Genomic DNA, 14,327 nt, shown 5'->3' on the forward strand with positions numbered 1-14,327 from the left:
ACTCGTCGTCGGCCCACGGATTCTTGGGTGTCGACGCCGACTGACTCCCGTATGGACCGGACACTCGCCGACCGAGTGCGGGAGCTGGACGCCGTCGACGCCGAGGCGTTCGCCGAGCGGGCCGCCGGCGACGCCGAGGTGGTGAAGTCGCTGCTCCGGGACGGCGCCTTCGACAACCACCGCTCGGTGGTCGGCTTGGAGTACGAGTTCTACGCCGCCGCCGACGGCCGCTGGGCCGACGACGAGGCCACCGACTGCACGCTGATGCGCGTCCCGCGGCGGCTGTTCGACCTGATCGACTTCGAGAAGGAACTGGGGCTGCACAACGCCGAGATGACCACCAGCCCCCAGCCGTTCAACGGCTACGGGATGGCCGCCCAAGCCGCCGAAGTCCGGTCGCACCTCCAGAACGCGCGGGACTGCACCAAAGCCGAGGGGATGCGGCTGGTCAGCGACGGCATCTGGACCATCCCGCCCGCCGGCGAGACCGCCCGGGAGTACCTCACCGACAGCGTGCTCGACGACGGCGTCCGTGTGGCCGCAAACATGAGCGATGCCGTTCGCTACCACGCGATGGCCAACGGCGAGGAGTTGGAGACGCCGCTGACCGTCGACGCCCCAAACGTCGACATCGAGGCCGAGACGGTGATGCCCGAGAGCCTCATCACGTCGATCCAGCCCCACTACCAGATGAGCCGTGCGACCGACCTGCCCCGCCACCACACCTACGCGCTCCGGATCGCCGGCCCGCTGCTCGCGTTGGGGGTGAACGCGCCGTTCTTCCCCCCCGACCTCTACGCCGATGGCGTCGACGCCGAGACGATCCTCGAGGAGGCGTACATGGAACACCGGATCGCCGTGTTCGAGTCGGTGCTGAACGCCGACGGTGCCCGGAAAGTCAGGTTCCCCCGGGACTTCGACAGCGTCGAGACGGCGGTCGACCGGATCGCCGACGACGACGTGGTGGTACCGATCCCCGCCGACGAGGGTGGCGACCGCTTCGACGACCAGTTCCCGACGTTCCGGGCCAAGCACGGCACCTACTGGCGCTGGGTCCGGCCGGTGTTCGGGGGGTCGACGCGCTCGTCGGCCAACGCCCGACTGGAGTTCCGCCCGCTGCCGGGCCAGCCGACCGTCGCCGACACGGTCGCGTTCCTCGCGGCGTTCGCCGGGCTGATGGAACAGCTACCCAAGCACGGCCACCCGGTGGCGGACCTCGACTGGGCGGACGCCGAGGCGAACTTCTACGGCGCGATGCGGGACGGCATCGAGGCCGACCTCGACTGGATCACCGCCGACGGGGAGCACACGACCGACCTCGACGCGATCTACGACGACCTGCTCGACGCCGCGGCGGCGGGCCTCGAAGCCGCGGGCTGCTCGGCGGCGGCGGCCGAGGAGTACCTCGCGCCGCTACGCTACCGCGTCGAGAACCGGACCACACCGGCGTCGTGGAAGGTCGATCGGGTCCGCTCGCGGCTCGACGACGGCGAGGCGTTCGCCGAGGCGGTGACGGCGACCCAGCGGGAGTACATCTACGAACAGAGCGAGACGCTGCTGCAGGGAACGTTCGCGGAGTGGTAGCGCCGGCGCTGGCGAGCGTGAAAACGGAAGAACGCGGGACTGCGTCGACTGGATGACGGGGGACCGACTTAGAGCAGCGAGTCGATGTCCTTCTCGTTCGTGATGTCGACGCCGTCCTCGGTGACGACGGCGATGTTGATGCCGTTGCCGGAGGCGGTGTCGCGCTCCATCGCGCTCTTGATACACTTCGTGGCGACGGTCTTGGCCGCCTCGACGCCCATGTCGTCCTCGAACTCCTGTTCGAGCACACCGAGGGCGAACTGCGAACCGGAGCCGGAGACGGCGTACTGCTCCTCGGTCGTGCCGCCGAGGGCGTCGATGGAGTAGACGTGCGGACCGGTGTCGTCGACGCCGCCGAGGATGGGCGAGACGATGTAGAACGCACCCGAGCGCAGGAGGTTGCCGGTCAGCGTCGAGAGCGCCTGCATCGACATCTGCTTACCCCGTCGGACCCCGAAGAGGTTCGACTCGGCTTTCAGCGTCTCGATGAGGGATTGGGCCGCCGAGACGGAGCCGGCGATGGTGAGCGCGCCCGTCGGGTGGATCTGCTCCACCTTCTGGACGTCCTTGCTGGAGACCATGTTGCCCATGCTCGCACGCATGTCCGTGGCGAGCACGACGGCGTCGCCGGCGTTGATGCCGACCGTGGTCGTGCCGGTCTTCATCCCCTCGTCGGTGGAGGCCTGCGCACGGCGCTGGTCCGCGTCGGGGAACTCGCCGAGTTCCGGACCGAACACGTCGGACTGATCGCCGGTGAGCGGGTCGAGACCTGACTGGTGGGCAGGTGTTCGCATTGGGAAATCGTTGTCGGGGAACGCTGATAAAGCCACCCCTTCGGGGAAACCCCGCCGGCGTCGAAACCCGGCGACGCCGCTGACGGCGGCTGTCTCGACAGAACTGGGGGGTCGTAGTTACTTGGACGCCTCGTAGGCCGCCTTGGTGCCGTCGACGGCCCGGCCGAGGGGCAGCGGGACGCCGAGCCGCCGGGTCAGCAACGCGACCGGAAGCAGCGTGATCCCGAGCAGGACGGTCAACTGGTAGAGGGCGAACAGCGCGACGCGACGGATAGTTCGGCTCATCTCCGTACCCTCCCGGACCTCGTGGAGGTATAAGTACTTACTGGGCTGGCGGCGGCGGGTACCCCGACGCTTGCTTGCGCTTCTACCCGAGTTGTGCTGGAGGCAAGCTGACTGGGAGTGCGTATAAAGCGCGGCGATAACGCAGAGGACTGAGAGGCGGCATCGTCATAACTTATGCGTACGTTTCACTGGCGACGCGCGGTCGGCGGGCGGCGGTGTCGGTCGAGGCGTGGGAAACGCTGAAACGCACGCTCGGCATAGGGGGCGTCATGAGCGAGTCAAACTGGACCGACGCCATCGTGGGCGAGCGGATGGCCGTCGATCAGCAGTTCGCCGCCGAGGTTCGGGAGTCACCGTTCTCCAACCAGGAGTGGGGACTGATCATGACCGCCGCGGAGTTCGAGATCGCCGACGCCGACGACCCGGACGCGGCCCGGATCGTCCCCGAGACGGCGAAGGTCGCGGGGATCATGCCCGAAGTGGAGAAGATGGGCGGGGCGATGGGCGGTCCCGGCGGTCCCGCGGGCGACCGTGGCGGCGACGACGACGGCGGGATGTTCTCCTCTGTCAAGAAGGGACTCGGCCTCGGCGGCGGCGACGACGGCTCGGACCGACTCGAGGACGCCGAAGCGCTGTTGGAGCAGTACGCACGGACGCTACAGGAACACCTCGTCGAGCAAGGTCGCTGGGAGCAGGTCCGCATCGCGTATCAGGAGTAAACGCGCTGTACTGCGGGGCGGCTTAGCTGTTGGCCATCTCGGCGTCGTCGAGCGGGAAGTCGACGTCGACCTCCTCGCGGCTCTCCTCGACCATCGTGAGTTCGAGAGTCTGTCCGCAGTCGGGACACGGGACGACGACGTCGATGCGGAACCCCTCACCCGAACCGTGGATATCGGTAATGGCGCCGTCGCTTCGCGTGAGGTACTCCCCGTCGAGTTCGTGGCTACAAGCCATACTCGGATTTGTGTCCCCAACGGTTTCAGTACGTTGGCCCTACAGTCCCCGGCCCCGACTCCTTTTTTACCTCCCGGCGGCGAAGGGTGGTCATGAGCGATTTCGGCCTCGACCTCGCCCGCGCCGAAGAGGAACTCGACGACCCGGACGCCGACGAGGTCGTCCTCGGCGTACTCGACGGTGAGACCGACCCGCAGGAGTGGATCGACGCCGTCCGATCGGGGAACGTGCTGATGCTCGCCGTCGAGGGCGACATGAACACCCTCGCTTCGGGGTTCGCCCGGGAAGTCCGTGCCGACGGCGGTTCGCTGACGCACTTCCGGGGGTTCCTGGTAGTGACGCCGGCGGGCGTCACCATCGACACCGACCGACTGTGAGCGACGGCGGCGACGTCGCCCGCTCGTCCCAGCCTGAAGCCGACGCGGCGAACCGTCGGCGTGCGGTGCTCGCCACGCTCCCGTTTCTCGCGTTGGGACTGGCGGTCGCCGCGCTGGCGGTCGTCGTCGCCCCCCAGCCCCTGTGGGCGTTCCTGTTGCTCCCGCCGATCCTGTTCATGTGCGTGCTGACCTACCTCACGTTCCGGAGCGACTTCCTCGAGGGCCGGTAGCCCGCGGAGTTTTGCCCCGTCCGCCCCTACGTCGAGCCATGCCGGTTTACACCCGCCGTACCCGTGTCGACGCCCCGCTCGCGGACGTGTGGTCGTTCCACTCGCGGGTGGAGGGACTGGAGGCACTCACGCCCGGGTTCATGAACCTCGAAGTCGAGGCGATCCGGGGTCCGGACGGCGAGGCCGACCCCGACGTGTTGATGCAGGGCAGCGAGATCGACATGTCGATGCGCCCGTTCGGGGTCGGCCCGCGCCAGCGCTGGACGTCCGTGATCACCGACCGCGAGGAGGGAAACGGCGTAGCGTGGTTCCGTGACGAGATGCGCGGCGGGCCGTTCCCGCGCTGGGTGCACACCCACCGCTTCCGGACCGACGGCGAGGCCACCATCGTCGAGGACCGACTGGAGTACGAACTCCCACTCGGGCCGCTCGGACGGCTGTTCGGGCCGGCCGGCGTCGTCGGCTTCGCGCCGATGTTCCGGTCGCGCCACAATCGAACGCGCGAGATCCTGGAGAAGTAGACTGGGTCGGGCCGCGGTCCTCGTTGCGTCTCAGACCGCCGCCGGGAGCAGCGCCGTGAGGAACACGATGACGAGCCAGCCGGCGGCGTTCCACCACGGGACGCCGTACGGCCGTGGCCCGGGGATCCGTTCCGAGTAGGCCCACGCGCCGTCCTCGACAGCACCCGGCTCCACCAGCGCGTCCGCCAGCGTCGCCAGCACCGCGGCGGTCGCCGCAACCGGGACGGCGCCGTCGACGCCGAGCGAGGCCACCCGGACGGCGAGGTACACCACGGCGGGCCACGCCAAGAGGATCGAGACCGGGACGCCCGCGACCGTCGGCCGGAGGTAGTGGGTGAACAGGCCCGCCCGGATCGACGGCGCCTCCGCGGCGAACGCGATGATGACGCCGCCGAGGAACAGCGCGGCCGCCTCCGGGAGCGGCCACGTGAGCAGCGCGTGACCGAGCGTGAGGGCGAACAGGCCGATGTGGCCGGCGACGTAGCGGCGGGCCGTCGCCGGATCGATGGGACGGTCGTCACCCGGGCCGCCGTCGGGTGCGTCGCCACCCGCCGATGTGCGATCAGTCATGGCCGCGTGCGACCGCGGTGAGGTAGATGCCGAGCAGGACGACGGCGCCGCCGGCCACCGTCGTCGGCGTCGGGATCTCCCCGGGGAGCAACAGCAGCGCCAGCACGGTGCTGCCGACCGGTTCACCCAGCAGGCTAACCGAGACGACGCCCGACTCGACGTGGGCGAGCGCCCAGTTGATCACGGTGTGGCCGAAGATACCCGGGCCGATGGCCATGCCGAGGAACAGCAGCCACTCCCGGCGCGGGTAGTCCACGAGCGGGGCGTTCTGGGCCACGGCGATGGCCAGCAGCGCGCCCGCACACGCGAGGTAGACCACGACGACGTAGGGAACCAGCGAGACGCGTTGTCGTAGCGAGCGGCCGGCGAGGACGTACGCCGCGGAGGTGACGGCGCCGACGACCGCGAGGGCGTTCCCGAACGCTCCCGTGTTCGTCAGCCCCGCGGCGTCGCCGATGCCCACCGAAGCCAGCAGCGGGTCGCCGAGCGACATGGCGACGGCGCCGAACAGCGCGATGAAGATCCCCACCAGCATCCGGCGGGTGAGTCGCTCGTCGAGCAGCGCCCACGCGCCGACGGCGACGAACAGCGGCTGAGTCTGGACCAGCGTGACGCTGGCGGCGACGGAGGTGTAGTTCAGACTCTCGAACCACGAGACGAAGTGCAGGGCGAGCGCGAGCCCGGTCAGTCCGGCGAGCCCCACGTCCCGGAGCTCCATCCGGCCGAACTCCCCGCGGTAGCGCCCCAGCGCCCACGGTACCAACAGGGCGGTCGTGAACAGCACCCGGTAGAACGCCTTGATGACGCTCGGGGCGTCCGACCAGCGGACCAGGATGGCGCTGGTGCTGACGGCGATCACCGCGACGGCCAGTCCGGCCATCGGCGGCACGCGCTCCTCGACGGCGGCGATAGACACGCGAGAGGTTCCTCTTCCCGGGCTCATACCGGTTTCGAAGCGGGCGACCTAGACGCATGACCTCGTTGGCAGAGCTGAAGCCTTATCGCGGGTTCTCCTGTGGATTAGGCCACCGCTCGGACCCACGCTCGGAAGCCGAGCACTGCATTCCGACCGGTGGGGCCCACAACCTCGCCGGCGACTCTCGACCGCGGAGCGACCGCTCGGTCGACCCGCGACCGTGCGATACACGTCGCCGTCGTCGATCGAAGAGACAACCCTTAAGTCCAAACCACCACCTACGTTGGAGTGCCCGCCCTTAGCTCAGACTGGTAGAGCAGCCGACTGTAGATCGGCTTGCCCCCCGTTCAAATCGGGGAGGGCGGACTTCTCCCGAAGCCGCTTCCGTTCGACCGGAAGGTGTGTCGCCGATTCTGCCGTCGTTCCCAGCCGCTTAGCGCCGTTCGACGCGCATCGGCATCCCGTTTCTCGGGTGTGCCGTCAGGGTCGGGAGCAGTTCGAGCGGCGTCTCACCCTCGAACTCGAGGCGATAGCGGCTTGCCGTCGTCGCGATGATCGATCGGGCCTCCAGCATGGCGAGGTGTTTCCCGATGCAGTGGCGCGGGCCGCCGCCGAAGGGGAAGTACGCGAAGCGGGGGCGCTCCCGGACCCGTTCGGGGCGCCAGCGCTCCGGGTCGAACGTCTCCGGGTCGTCCCAGTACCGGTCCGAGCGGTGGACCGCCCACTGTGGCAGCATGATCGACGCGGTGTCGGGGACGGTGTAGCCCCCGACCTCGACCGGCTCGGTCGGCTGTCGGAAGATGGTGTACACCGGCGGGTAGAGCCGCATCGCCTCCTTGATCACCCACTCGGTGTACTCCAGGTCCCGGATGTCGTCGACGGTCGGTCGGGTACCGTCGATGACGGCGTCGACCTCCTCGTGGAGTCGGCGTTCGACCTCGGGGTGTTGAGACAGCAGGTACCACGTGTACGTCAGGGTCAACGCGGTGGTGTCGTGTCCCGCCAGCAGCATCGTCATCATCTCGTCGCGGAGTTGGCGGTCGGTCTGGTCGCCGGCCTCCTGGGCGCGGACGAGGATCGAGAGGAAGTCCATCGGCGCGTCCGTGCTGTCCTCCTGCCGGATCTCGGCGCGCCGCTCGGTGACTATCTCGTCGATGACGCGCTCCAGTTCGTCGACGGCGGCGTCGAACTCGGCGTCGCCGGGCATAGGGACCCACTCCGGCAGCGCGAACCGGACGGGGTTGGGTTCGAAGCGCATGCCGAGTGGCTCCAACTGCTCGCGGACGTGGTCCAGTCGCTGGCGGGAGAGTTCGACGCCCATCATCAGGTCGAGGATCACGTCGATGGTCACCGTCGTCATCTCCTCCTCGACGTTGATCTGCTCGCCGTCGTCCCACTCGGCAAGCCGTGTCTCGGTGTGGTCGACGATGCGGTCGGCCATCCCGGAGAGTCGGCGCATGTCGAACGCCGGCTGTGCGAGCTTCCGCTGTCGCTGCCACGTCTCGCCCTCGCTGAGGAGGAGTCCCTGGCCGAGGAGGCTCCCGAGCGCGTCGTCTTGGAACGCCGGCTTGGTGAACCGGTCGGACTCGGAGACGAGCACGCGCTCGATCTCCGATGGGTCGGTGACCATGTACGTGTCGAGCGGGCCCATCTCGAACCGACTGACGCCGCCGTAGGCCGCTTCCAACCCCGTGACGAACCTGAAGGGGTCGCGGGCGTACCGCCGGCTGCTCCCGAACACCGGCTCTCCCTTGGGTCCGGGTGGAGTTCGTACCATCAGCTACCGTACGTGACAAACGGCCATAAACCCCGGTTTTCGTTGGGTAGCCTCCGATATCGCCCGGTATAAACGGCACCCGTCGGCATCTCGTTGGATCGTTCGTCGGGCGCCTCCCGTGGTCCGATCGCGGCCCACCCATGGGCGGCGGACTACTTCGGCGTGCCTTCGAGGATCGTGCCGTCGCTCCCCGCCGCGATGATCGTGCCGTCGGCCATGACCTCCGCGGCGTGGAGGGACTTCCCGACCCCGACCGGCTCCCGGCTGGCGCGGCCCTCCTCGTCGATAACGAGTACGCAGCCACCGCCCCCGACCGCGACGATCGTGTCGCCGCGGCCTTCGAGTTCCTGTGGCGAGGAGATGTTCGGGGTGGTCTTCTTGGTCCGCCCGCGCTCGCCGAACAGCGAGACGTCCTTGTAGGTCGTCCCGCCGTCGTCGATGGCGGCGATACCCACCCCGATCCGGGAGAGCGCCTGGACGGTCGTCTCCGCCAAGCGCTCCTTTCGCCACGTCCGGCCGTTCTCGGATCGGTAGAGGAACCCCGACGTGTCGGCGGCGTAGAGCACGCCCGAGTGGTCGACGACCTCGGTGAACCCCGTGCCGTCGCCGGGGATCGAGACGCCTTCGACCCGTGGCTCGTCGCCGTCGACGGTCGTGCGGAGCACGCGCCCGCTGCCGTCGACCGTGTGGACCGACTCGTCACCGGCTTCCCCGTTCGCGGAGACGCTGAGGAAGTCCGACGTGAGGTCGTAGGGTGCGGGGTGTGCCTCGACGCTCCCGCGCCGGCGGTCGTAGTAGCCGAACACACCGCTGACCCCCGAGAACCAGACCCGTTCGCCGTCGTCGGTCAGCGAGAGGTCGAGCACCCCCCGGCCGTCGCCGGTCGCGCCGCTGGTGAACACTCCGTCCCAGCGGCCCGGTTCGGTCCGTTCCACCAGGACCCCGCGCCGTCCGGTGGCGAACGCCGCGCCCTCGAACGATTCAACGCCGGTCAACTGTACGCCTTTCGGGGCCGATGCTGTGGCCCACTCGTACTTCCCCGACATCCCGTGGTCCACCAACTCGGGGGGTCAGTAAAAGGTTGGTCGCCGTGGCGAACGCGACGGCCGTCCCGTCGAGCAGTTTCCGACGCCCGCTCTCACTCAACCGACGGGTCGTCACCGACCTGATCGTCCGTCTCGTCGTCGGCCTCACCGGTGGCTTCGTTGTCGGCGCCCTCTCCATCCGTGTCCTTCCCAGCTGCCTCCTCTGCCGCGTCCGCCGAACCGACGACGGTCTCGTGGACGCGCACGCCCTTCTCGGCGAGGTGGCGCATCTGCCGGCGGGCGAACTCTTCCTCGCTCGTGCCGTGGGTGGCGAGGACAACGACCTCCGCGCGCCCGACCGGGCGCATCGTGCGACCCGCCCGCTGGGCGCCCTGGCGGCGGGACCCACCGAGGCCGGAGGCGACGACGGCGAGTTCGGCGTTGGGGAGGTCGATCCCCTCGTCGCCGACGCGGGAGACCACTAGCGCCTCGCGGTCGCCAGTGCGGAAGGACTCGAACAGGCGCTCCCGGCGGTGGTGGGGGGTCTCCCCCGAAACGAACGCGGCGTCGATGGCGTCGGCGACGGCGTCGCCCTGGTCGAGGTAGTCGACGAACACCAGCGCCTTGCCGTCGTGCTCGTCGAGGAGCCGCTCGATCTCTTCGACCTTACGGGGGTTGGTGCCCGCGAGGACGTGGCGCTCGCGGCCGTCGGCGTTGGCCCACTCGTTCTCGGCCATGTCGTCGTCCCACGGGAGGTAGCGGAGTTCGACCTCGGGTTCGGCGACGAAGCCGGCGTCGAACAGCGCCGACCAGTCGGTGCCGAGCGGTGGGCCGATGAGCGTGTAGATATCCGTCTCGTCGTCGCTCTCCCTGACGGGGGTGGCCGTGAGGCCGAGGCGGTGTTTGCTCTGCAGCGCCGCGGACTGGCGGAAGACGGGGGCCGGGACGTGGTGGGCCTCGTCGAAGACGATCAGCCCCCACTGGCGCTCGTCGAACAGCTTGCGGTGGCGGTCCATGCCGGCGATCTGGTAGGTGGCGATGGTTATCGGCCGGAGCTCCTTCCGCCCGCCGTGGTACTCGCCGACGTTCTCCGGATCGACGGTGGTGTGTCGCTCGATCTCCTCGCGCCACTGCCCGGCGAGTTCGCGGGAGGGGACGAGGATGAGCGTCTCGCCGCCGACCTCGGTGAGGGCGCCGAGGGCGGCGACGGTTTTGCCCGACCCCGGCGGGCCGACGAGGACGCCCGCCTGCTTCTCGAGGAAGCTGTCGACCCACGACTGTTGGTACTCCCGGAGGTCGGTCGTGAGGTCGGCGTCGATGGGGTCGCCGCTCTCGAGGTCACGCTCGTCGACGACGGGGTAGCCCGCCTCGTAGAGCGCGCGCTTGATCCCCGCGACGGCGTCCTCGTTGACCCACGCCTCGGTGTCGGAGATGGGCGCCCTGATCGCGTCCTCGTCGAGTTTCTCCATGGCGACGTTGCCCAGCAGGTCGTCGGTCGCCGCCGCGAGGACGACGTAGCCGTCCTCGTGGGTGTAGAGTCGGAAGCGGTTGGCGCGTTTCCACTGGCTCTCGACCCACTCCTCCAACCCCTCGTACCGTCGCGGGAAGACGCCGCGCATCGAGAGGATCAGGTCAGCGACGCCGTCGAACGGCGCCGACCACACGTCCTCCGGGCGGATTCGGTAGAGGTAGCCTCTGGTCCCGGGTTCGGTCCCGGTCGTGTCGACGAGGTGGGCGAACTGTGAGAGGCGCGCCTGTGTGTACTGGGTCGGCCGGTCGACGACGATCTCGCGGCGCTCGGGGAAGACGACCACGCGCTCACGCGAGGCGAGTTCGCCCCATTCGGTCGGGTACCAAACGACGGGGTCGGTCTCGACGTCGACGCGTTCGAGCAGGCCGTCGGCGGCGAGCCGAGCCAGCGCCTCGTCGGCGTCGGCCTGAGAACTGTCTACGCGCCGGGCGAACTGGCCGGCCGTGAGGAGCGGCCGCCCCTCCGCCTCGACGGCGTCGTAGAACTCCGCGAGGGAGAGATCGGTCATTACGAGCGGTTGGCGGTCCCGGGGAATACGGCTTGCGACCCGCGGCGTCGCCGGGCACGGCCCGACTGCCTGGCAGTCGCTCGACGCCGGAGCCCTACTCACCGCGAGCGGGGAAACGCTCTTGTCGGAACGGGGTGAGTTCGGAACGATGCTGCTCGTTCGTCGGTGAGCGTCGGTCGACTACCGGTTACGCGGGCGCCGTAGCCCCGCATACATCGCCGGGGTCGACGCCCATTTCTCCTCGATCGTGGAGCGCCCGCTCACTACCGACACCGTAGACGATGACGAACGACACTACCGATACGACACGAACGGAATCGACTGACCAACCGACAACTGCGACGGTTCGCGCGGCCCTGCGCGCACACGCACACGAAGTCGGGACTCGTGGCCCAACAGCAGACTTCCCGCCGGGGTCGCTCCCCGATGCACTCGACGACGCATCAATCGTCGCGCTGGGGGAGGGGACTCACGGCACGCGGGAGTTCTTCCGGCTCAAACACCGGTTGCTTCGGTGGCTCGTGACCGAGGTCGGTGTCCGGACGTTCGCCATGGAGGCGAACGCTCCCGAGGCACGGCTGCTCGACGAGTACGTCACCCACGGGCGCGGGGACCCGAAAGCGGGGCTGGAAGGCCTCTACTTCTGGACGTGGCAGACCGAGGCGGTCCTCTCGTTGGTGGAGTGGCTCCGGACGTTCAACGAGGGGCGTCCCCTCGCCGACCGGGTTCGGTTCCGTGGGTTCGACGCGCAGTACACGCAGGGGGCCGTCGACGCGCTCCGAGAGCACTTCGGGGACGGCCTCCCGCCGACGGTGGCGAACGACCTCGAACTGGTCGCCGATGACGGGACGCGCCCCATGCAGGACGATCGGGTCGGGGAACGGATCGACGCCGCCGAACGTGTGACCCCGTGCGTACGCGAGTTGGATGACACGGACGAGCGCGTGCTCCGGTGGCTCCGAACTATCGAGCAGGCGACCACGTACAAACAGCGACTCCTCGACTGGCAATCGGGGGCGGACGACAGTGACGCCGAGCGGGCGGCGATGGAGGCGGTGATCCGCGTCCGGGACCGAGCGATGGCCGAGAACGTGGCGTGGATCGAGGGGCGAACGGACGGGCCGGTCGTCCTGTGGGCACACGACGCCCACGCGAACCGCGACCGGCACTCGGTCCGTGGCTCTGGGGCCGCCGCGGCGTCGATGGGAAGCCACCTCGCCGACCGGTACGGCGACGACTACTACACGGTCGGGTTCGCGTTCGCCGGCGGTTCGTTCCAAGCGATCGACCGTACTGGCGCGGGCCGCGGGCTTCGTTCGTTCACGCTGAACGAACCCCTCCCGGGAACTGTCGAGAGGGTGCTCGACGATACGGGGGTGGGAACGGCGATGGTCGACCTGCGCGCCGGCGCTGTGGACTCTCGACTCGGTGATTGGCTCCTCAGGCCGCGAGAACGATTCTCGCTGGGTGCGACCTACGATGGGGAACCGGACGGTTATCTGACGGCGTACCGATTCGCCGAAGCGTTCGACGCGCTCTGTTTCGTCCCGGAGACGACCCGGGCGCGACCGCTGGGTTAGCGGGAACAGTGCGCCCGGTCCAGTTCGCCCTTCGAACGGAAGCGACCGTGACAGTCCACACAGCGCAGGTACCCCTGCCCCGGATCGGTCACGAGGCTGTGGCCGCGCACGTAGAACGGCCGTGGCACGTCACGCGGGCGGATGTGCTCGGGGACGTGCTCGTCGGCGCGCTCCGAGAGCGTCGTGCGCAGGCGGATGGTCTCGATGTCCGTGCGGTCCCAGCGCTCGGACGCCTCGGCGGCGCCGATGTCGGCGATCTCGGTCCACGCCGTGACGACGACGGGGGAGGCGGTCTCCGTGTCACAGACGACGACGACGAGCCGGACGCCCCCCTCGATGCGGGCGAACCGCCAACCGTCGCTCGTGTTCCATCGGAGTTGCCCCTCGCGGATCGCGGCGTCGATGCCGTCGATGGTGACGTAGCGTCCGGGCTGGGCCAGTCGCTCTCGGACGTGATCGGTTAGGGAGTACTGTCCCGGGTTCCGCATCGGCGGGTCTTCGGGCTTGCGCCGTGCCGCCTCGGGTGCCGCCCCCTCGACAGGTCGGTGCTCCGCACTCGGGCCCGGGCCGCCCCGGCCGGTCGGGCCGTGGTCACGGGATGCCACTACGCGCGGTTTCGCACCGGAGGGTTATGCCTCTTGTGCCGGTATGACACACTGCCGAGAAAAAATCGGGAAGGAGCGACCCGTGATTCAGCTGAGGAGGCCGAGGCCCTCGATGCGCTCGACGATCTTCTCGACGGCTTCCTGTGCGTCCTCGGTCCGCTTCCCGCCCGTGATGACGATCTTCCCGGAGCCGAACAGGAGGATCACCACGTCGGGTTCGTCCATGCGGTAGACGAGACCCGGGAACTGCTCGGGCTCGTACTCCACGTCCTCGAGGCCGAGTCCGATGGCGAGGGCGTTGAGGTTGAGGTTGTGCCCCAGGTCCGCACTGGAGACGATGTTCTGGACGGTGATGTCGGGATCGTCCTCGACCGGGATGGTGAGGTCTCGGAGCTTCTCGAAGATGATCCCCAACGCCTCGTGCACGTCGTCGATGCTCTTCGCGCCCGTGCACACGATCTTCCCCGAGCGGAAGATCAGGGCCGCCGCCTTCGGACTCTGGGTCCGGTAGACGAGCCCGGGGAAGTTGTCGGGGTTGAAGTCGGCGCCAGGAAGGTCCTCCGCCAACGCTTCGAGGTCGAGCTCCTGCCCGATGCCCGTCGATGCGACCACGTTCTGGATCTCAATGGAGTCTGCCGGCGAACTCATCGTTCGTCCCTTGTTGCTCGCCCTGCCCTTATAAACAGTTCCCTTATATACCGCCCCGTGGGGGCGTCGATGGCCCCGGGCGTGGCTCGTGGGAACGAAAATCGCACGACAACGCGACTCAGGGGCGGATCGAAACATCAGGGTTAAGTAGTCGCCACCCATCGGATGTAATGCGAAGAACGCGCCGCGGCCCGGAACACTCCGGGACGGTGCGTGGGCCCGAATCGGTTCGATGGGTTTATCACCCATCGACCGAAACATACGGGTCCGAAGAAAGATGAGGACGTCGCCCCCATGGTCCGCCACAGGACGGCATCTGATGCGAGCCTTGGTAGTTCGGTGACCCCCGGAGCGGCCGGCGATCACCGAACGGAAACCGATACATAGACCATGAACGGTAAGATCACGACGTGATCTTAACC

General features: G+C 68.7%; 16 protein-coding genes and 1 tRNA gene. 7 read left to right on the plus strand and 10 right to left on the minus strand.

What is annotated here, in order from left to right:
• The first annotated feature begins 51 nt into the window (after positions 1-51).
• On the plus strand, positions 52-1,584 hold the full coding sequence (locus tag NO998_RS14240) for a glutamate-cysteine ligase family protein (RefSeq protein ID WP_267647941.1): 1,533 nt from the start codon (positions 52-54) through the stop codon (positions 1,582-1,584).
• Between the two features lie 68 nt (positions 1,585-1,652).
• Here the strand turns inward: NO998_RS14240 and psmB are convergent, their stop codons facing one another.
• Both psmB and NO998_RS14250 read right to left on the minus strand, forming a co-directional pair.
• Positions 1,653-2,378: an archaeal proteasome endopeptidase complex subunit beta gene (gene psmB / locus NO998_RS14245; RefSeq protein WP_267647942.1), complete on the minus strand. Its 726-nt coding sequence runs from the start codon at positions 2,376-2,378 to the stop codon at positions 1,653-1,655.
• Between the two features lie 117 nt (positions 2,379-2,495).
• Entirely contained in the window at positions 2,496-2,663 is a 168-nt protein-coding gene (locus NO998_RS14250; protein ID WP_267647943.1) for a hypothetical protein, read from the minus strand.
• 269 nt (positions 2,664-2,932) lie between these two features.
• Between NO998_RS14250 and NO998_RS14255 the strand changes: the two genes are divergently transcribed.
• Positions 2,933-3,382 (plus strand): DUF5799 family protein, encoded by a 450-nt coding sequence (locus NO998_RS14255; RefSeq protein ID WP_267647944.1) that lies wholly within the window; start codon positions 2,933-2,935, stop codon positions 3,380-3,382.
• Between the two features lie 22 nt (positions 3,383-3,404).
• Here the strand turns inward: NO998_RS14255 and NO998_RS14260 are convergent, their stop codons facing one another.
• On the minus strand, positions 3,405-3,617 hold the full coding sequence (locus NO998_RS14260) for a hypothetical protein (RefSeq protein WP_267647945.1): 213 nt from the start codon (positions 3,615-3,617) through the stop codon (positions 3,405-3,407).
• A gap of 92 nt (positions 3,618-3,709) precedes the next feature.
• On the opposite strand from NO998_RS14260, the gene NO998_RS14265 reads away from it, so the two are divergent.
• The 3 genes from NO998_RS14265 to NO998_RS14275 are packed head-to-tail and all read left to right on the plus strand — an operon-like array spanning position 3,710 to position 4,745.
• Entirely contained in the window at positions 3,710-3,994 is a 285-nt protein-coding gene (locus NO998_RS14265) for a DUF5779 family protein (RefSeq protein WP_267647946.1), read from the plus strand.
• Positions 3,991-4,224: a DUF8142 family protein gene (locus NO998_RS14270; protein ID WP_267647947.1), complete on the plus strand. Its 234-nt coding sequence runs from the start codon at positions 3,991-3,993 to the stop codon at positions 4,222-4,224. The genes NO998_RS14265 and NO998_RS14270 overlap by 4 nt, the downstream gene beginning before the upstream one ends.
• 38 nt (positions 4,225-4,262) lie before the next feature.
• Positions 4,263-4,745: an SRPBCC family protein gene (locus tag NO998_RS14275; RefSeq protein ID WP_267647948.1), complete on the plus strand. Its 483-nt coding sequence runs from the start codon at positions 4,263-4,265 to the stop codon at positions 4,743-4,745.
• A gap of 30 nt (positions 4,746-4,775) precedes the next feature.
• Here the strand turns inward: NO998_RS14275 and NO998_RS14280 are convergent, their stop codons facing one another.
• Together NO998_RS14280 and NO998_RS14285 are read right to left on the minus strand one after the other, a co-directional pair.
• A complete protein-coding gene (locus tag NO998_RS14280; protein ID WP_267647949.1) occupies positions 4,776-5,315 on the minus strand; it encodes a carotenoid biosynthesis protein in 540 nt (179 codons plus the stop codon).
• The gene (locus NO998_RS14285) at positions 5,308-6,195 is read right to left on the minus strand and encodes a DMT family transporter (RefSeq protein WP_425601458.1); all 888 of its coding nucleotides are present in this window, start codon (positions 6,193-6,195) and stop codon (positions 5,308-5,310) included. The genes NO998_RS14280 and NO998_RS14285 overlap by 8 nt, the downstream gene beginning before the upstream one ends.
• A 328-nt stretch (positions 6,196-6,523) precedes the next feature.
• Between NO998_RS14285 and NO998_RS14290 the strand changes: the two genes are divergently transcribed.
• A tRNA-Tyr gene (locus NO998_RS14290) sits at positions 6,524-6,597 on the plus strand.
• Positions 6,598-6,664: 67 nt separating this feature from the next.
• Here NO998_RS14290 and NO998_RS14295 read toward each other — a convergent pair.
• The 3 genes from NO998_RS14295 to NO998_RS14305 form a co-directional block, all read right to left on the minus strand.
• Complete coding sequence (locus NO998_RS14295; protein ID WP_267647951.1) at positions 6,665-8,008, minus strand: cytochrome P450; 1,344 nt, start codon at positions 8,006-8,008, stop codon at positions 6,665-6,667.
• Between the two features lie 152 nt (positions 8,009-8,160).
• Complete coding sequence (locus tag NO998_RS14300; protein ID WP_267647952.1) at positions 8,161-9,054, minus strand: hypothetical protein; 894 nt, start codon at positions 9,052-9,054, stop codon at positions 8,161-8,163.
• A gap of 92 nt (positions 9,055-9,146) precedes the next feature.
• Positions 9,147-11,072: a DEAD/DEAH box helicase gene (locus NO998_RS14305; RefSeq protein ID WP_267647953.1), complete on the minus strand. Its 1,926-nt coding sequence runs from the start codon at positions 11,070-11,072 to the stop codon at positions 9,147-9,149.
• Positions 11,073-11,353: 281 nt separating this feature from the next.
• Here NO998_RS14305 and NO998_RS14310 point away from each other — a divergent pair, with 281 nt between their 5' ends.
• Positions 11,354-12,652 (plus strand): erythromycin esterase family protein, encoded by a 1,299-nt coding sequence (locus tag NO998_RS14310; protein ID WP_267647954.1) that lies wholly within the window; start codon positions 11,354-11,356, stop codon positions 12,650-12,652.
• Here the strand turns inward: NO998_RS14310 and NO998_RS14315 are convergent.
• Positions 12,649-13,257 (minus strand): hypothetical protein, encoded by a 609-nt coding sequence (locus NO998_RS14315; protein WP_267647955.1) that lies wholly within the window; start codon positions 13,255-13,257, stop codon positions 12,649-12,651. The two genes, NO998_RS14310 and NO998_RS14315, sit on opposite strands and share 4 nt — an antisense overlap.
• Before the next feature lie 87 nt (positions 13,258-13,344).
• Positions 13,345-13,905, minus strand: coding sequence for a TATA-box-binding protein (locus NO998_RS14320; RefSeq protein WP_267647956.1), 561 nt, complete (start codon positions 13,903-13,905; stop codon positions 13,345-13,347).
• Positions 13,906-14,327: the final 422 nt, after the last annotated feature.

Source organism: Halolamina litorea (genome assembly GCF_026616205.1).
Classification (GTDB): domain Archaea; phylum Halobacteriota; class Halobacteria; order Halobacteriales; family Haloferacaceae; genus Halolamina; species Halolamina litorea.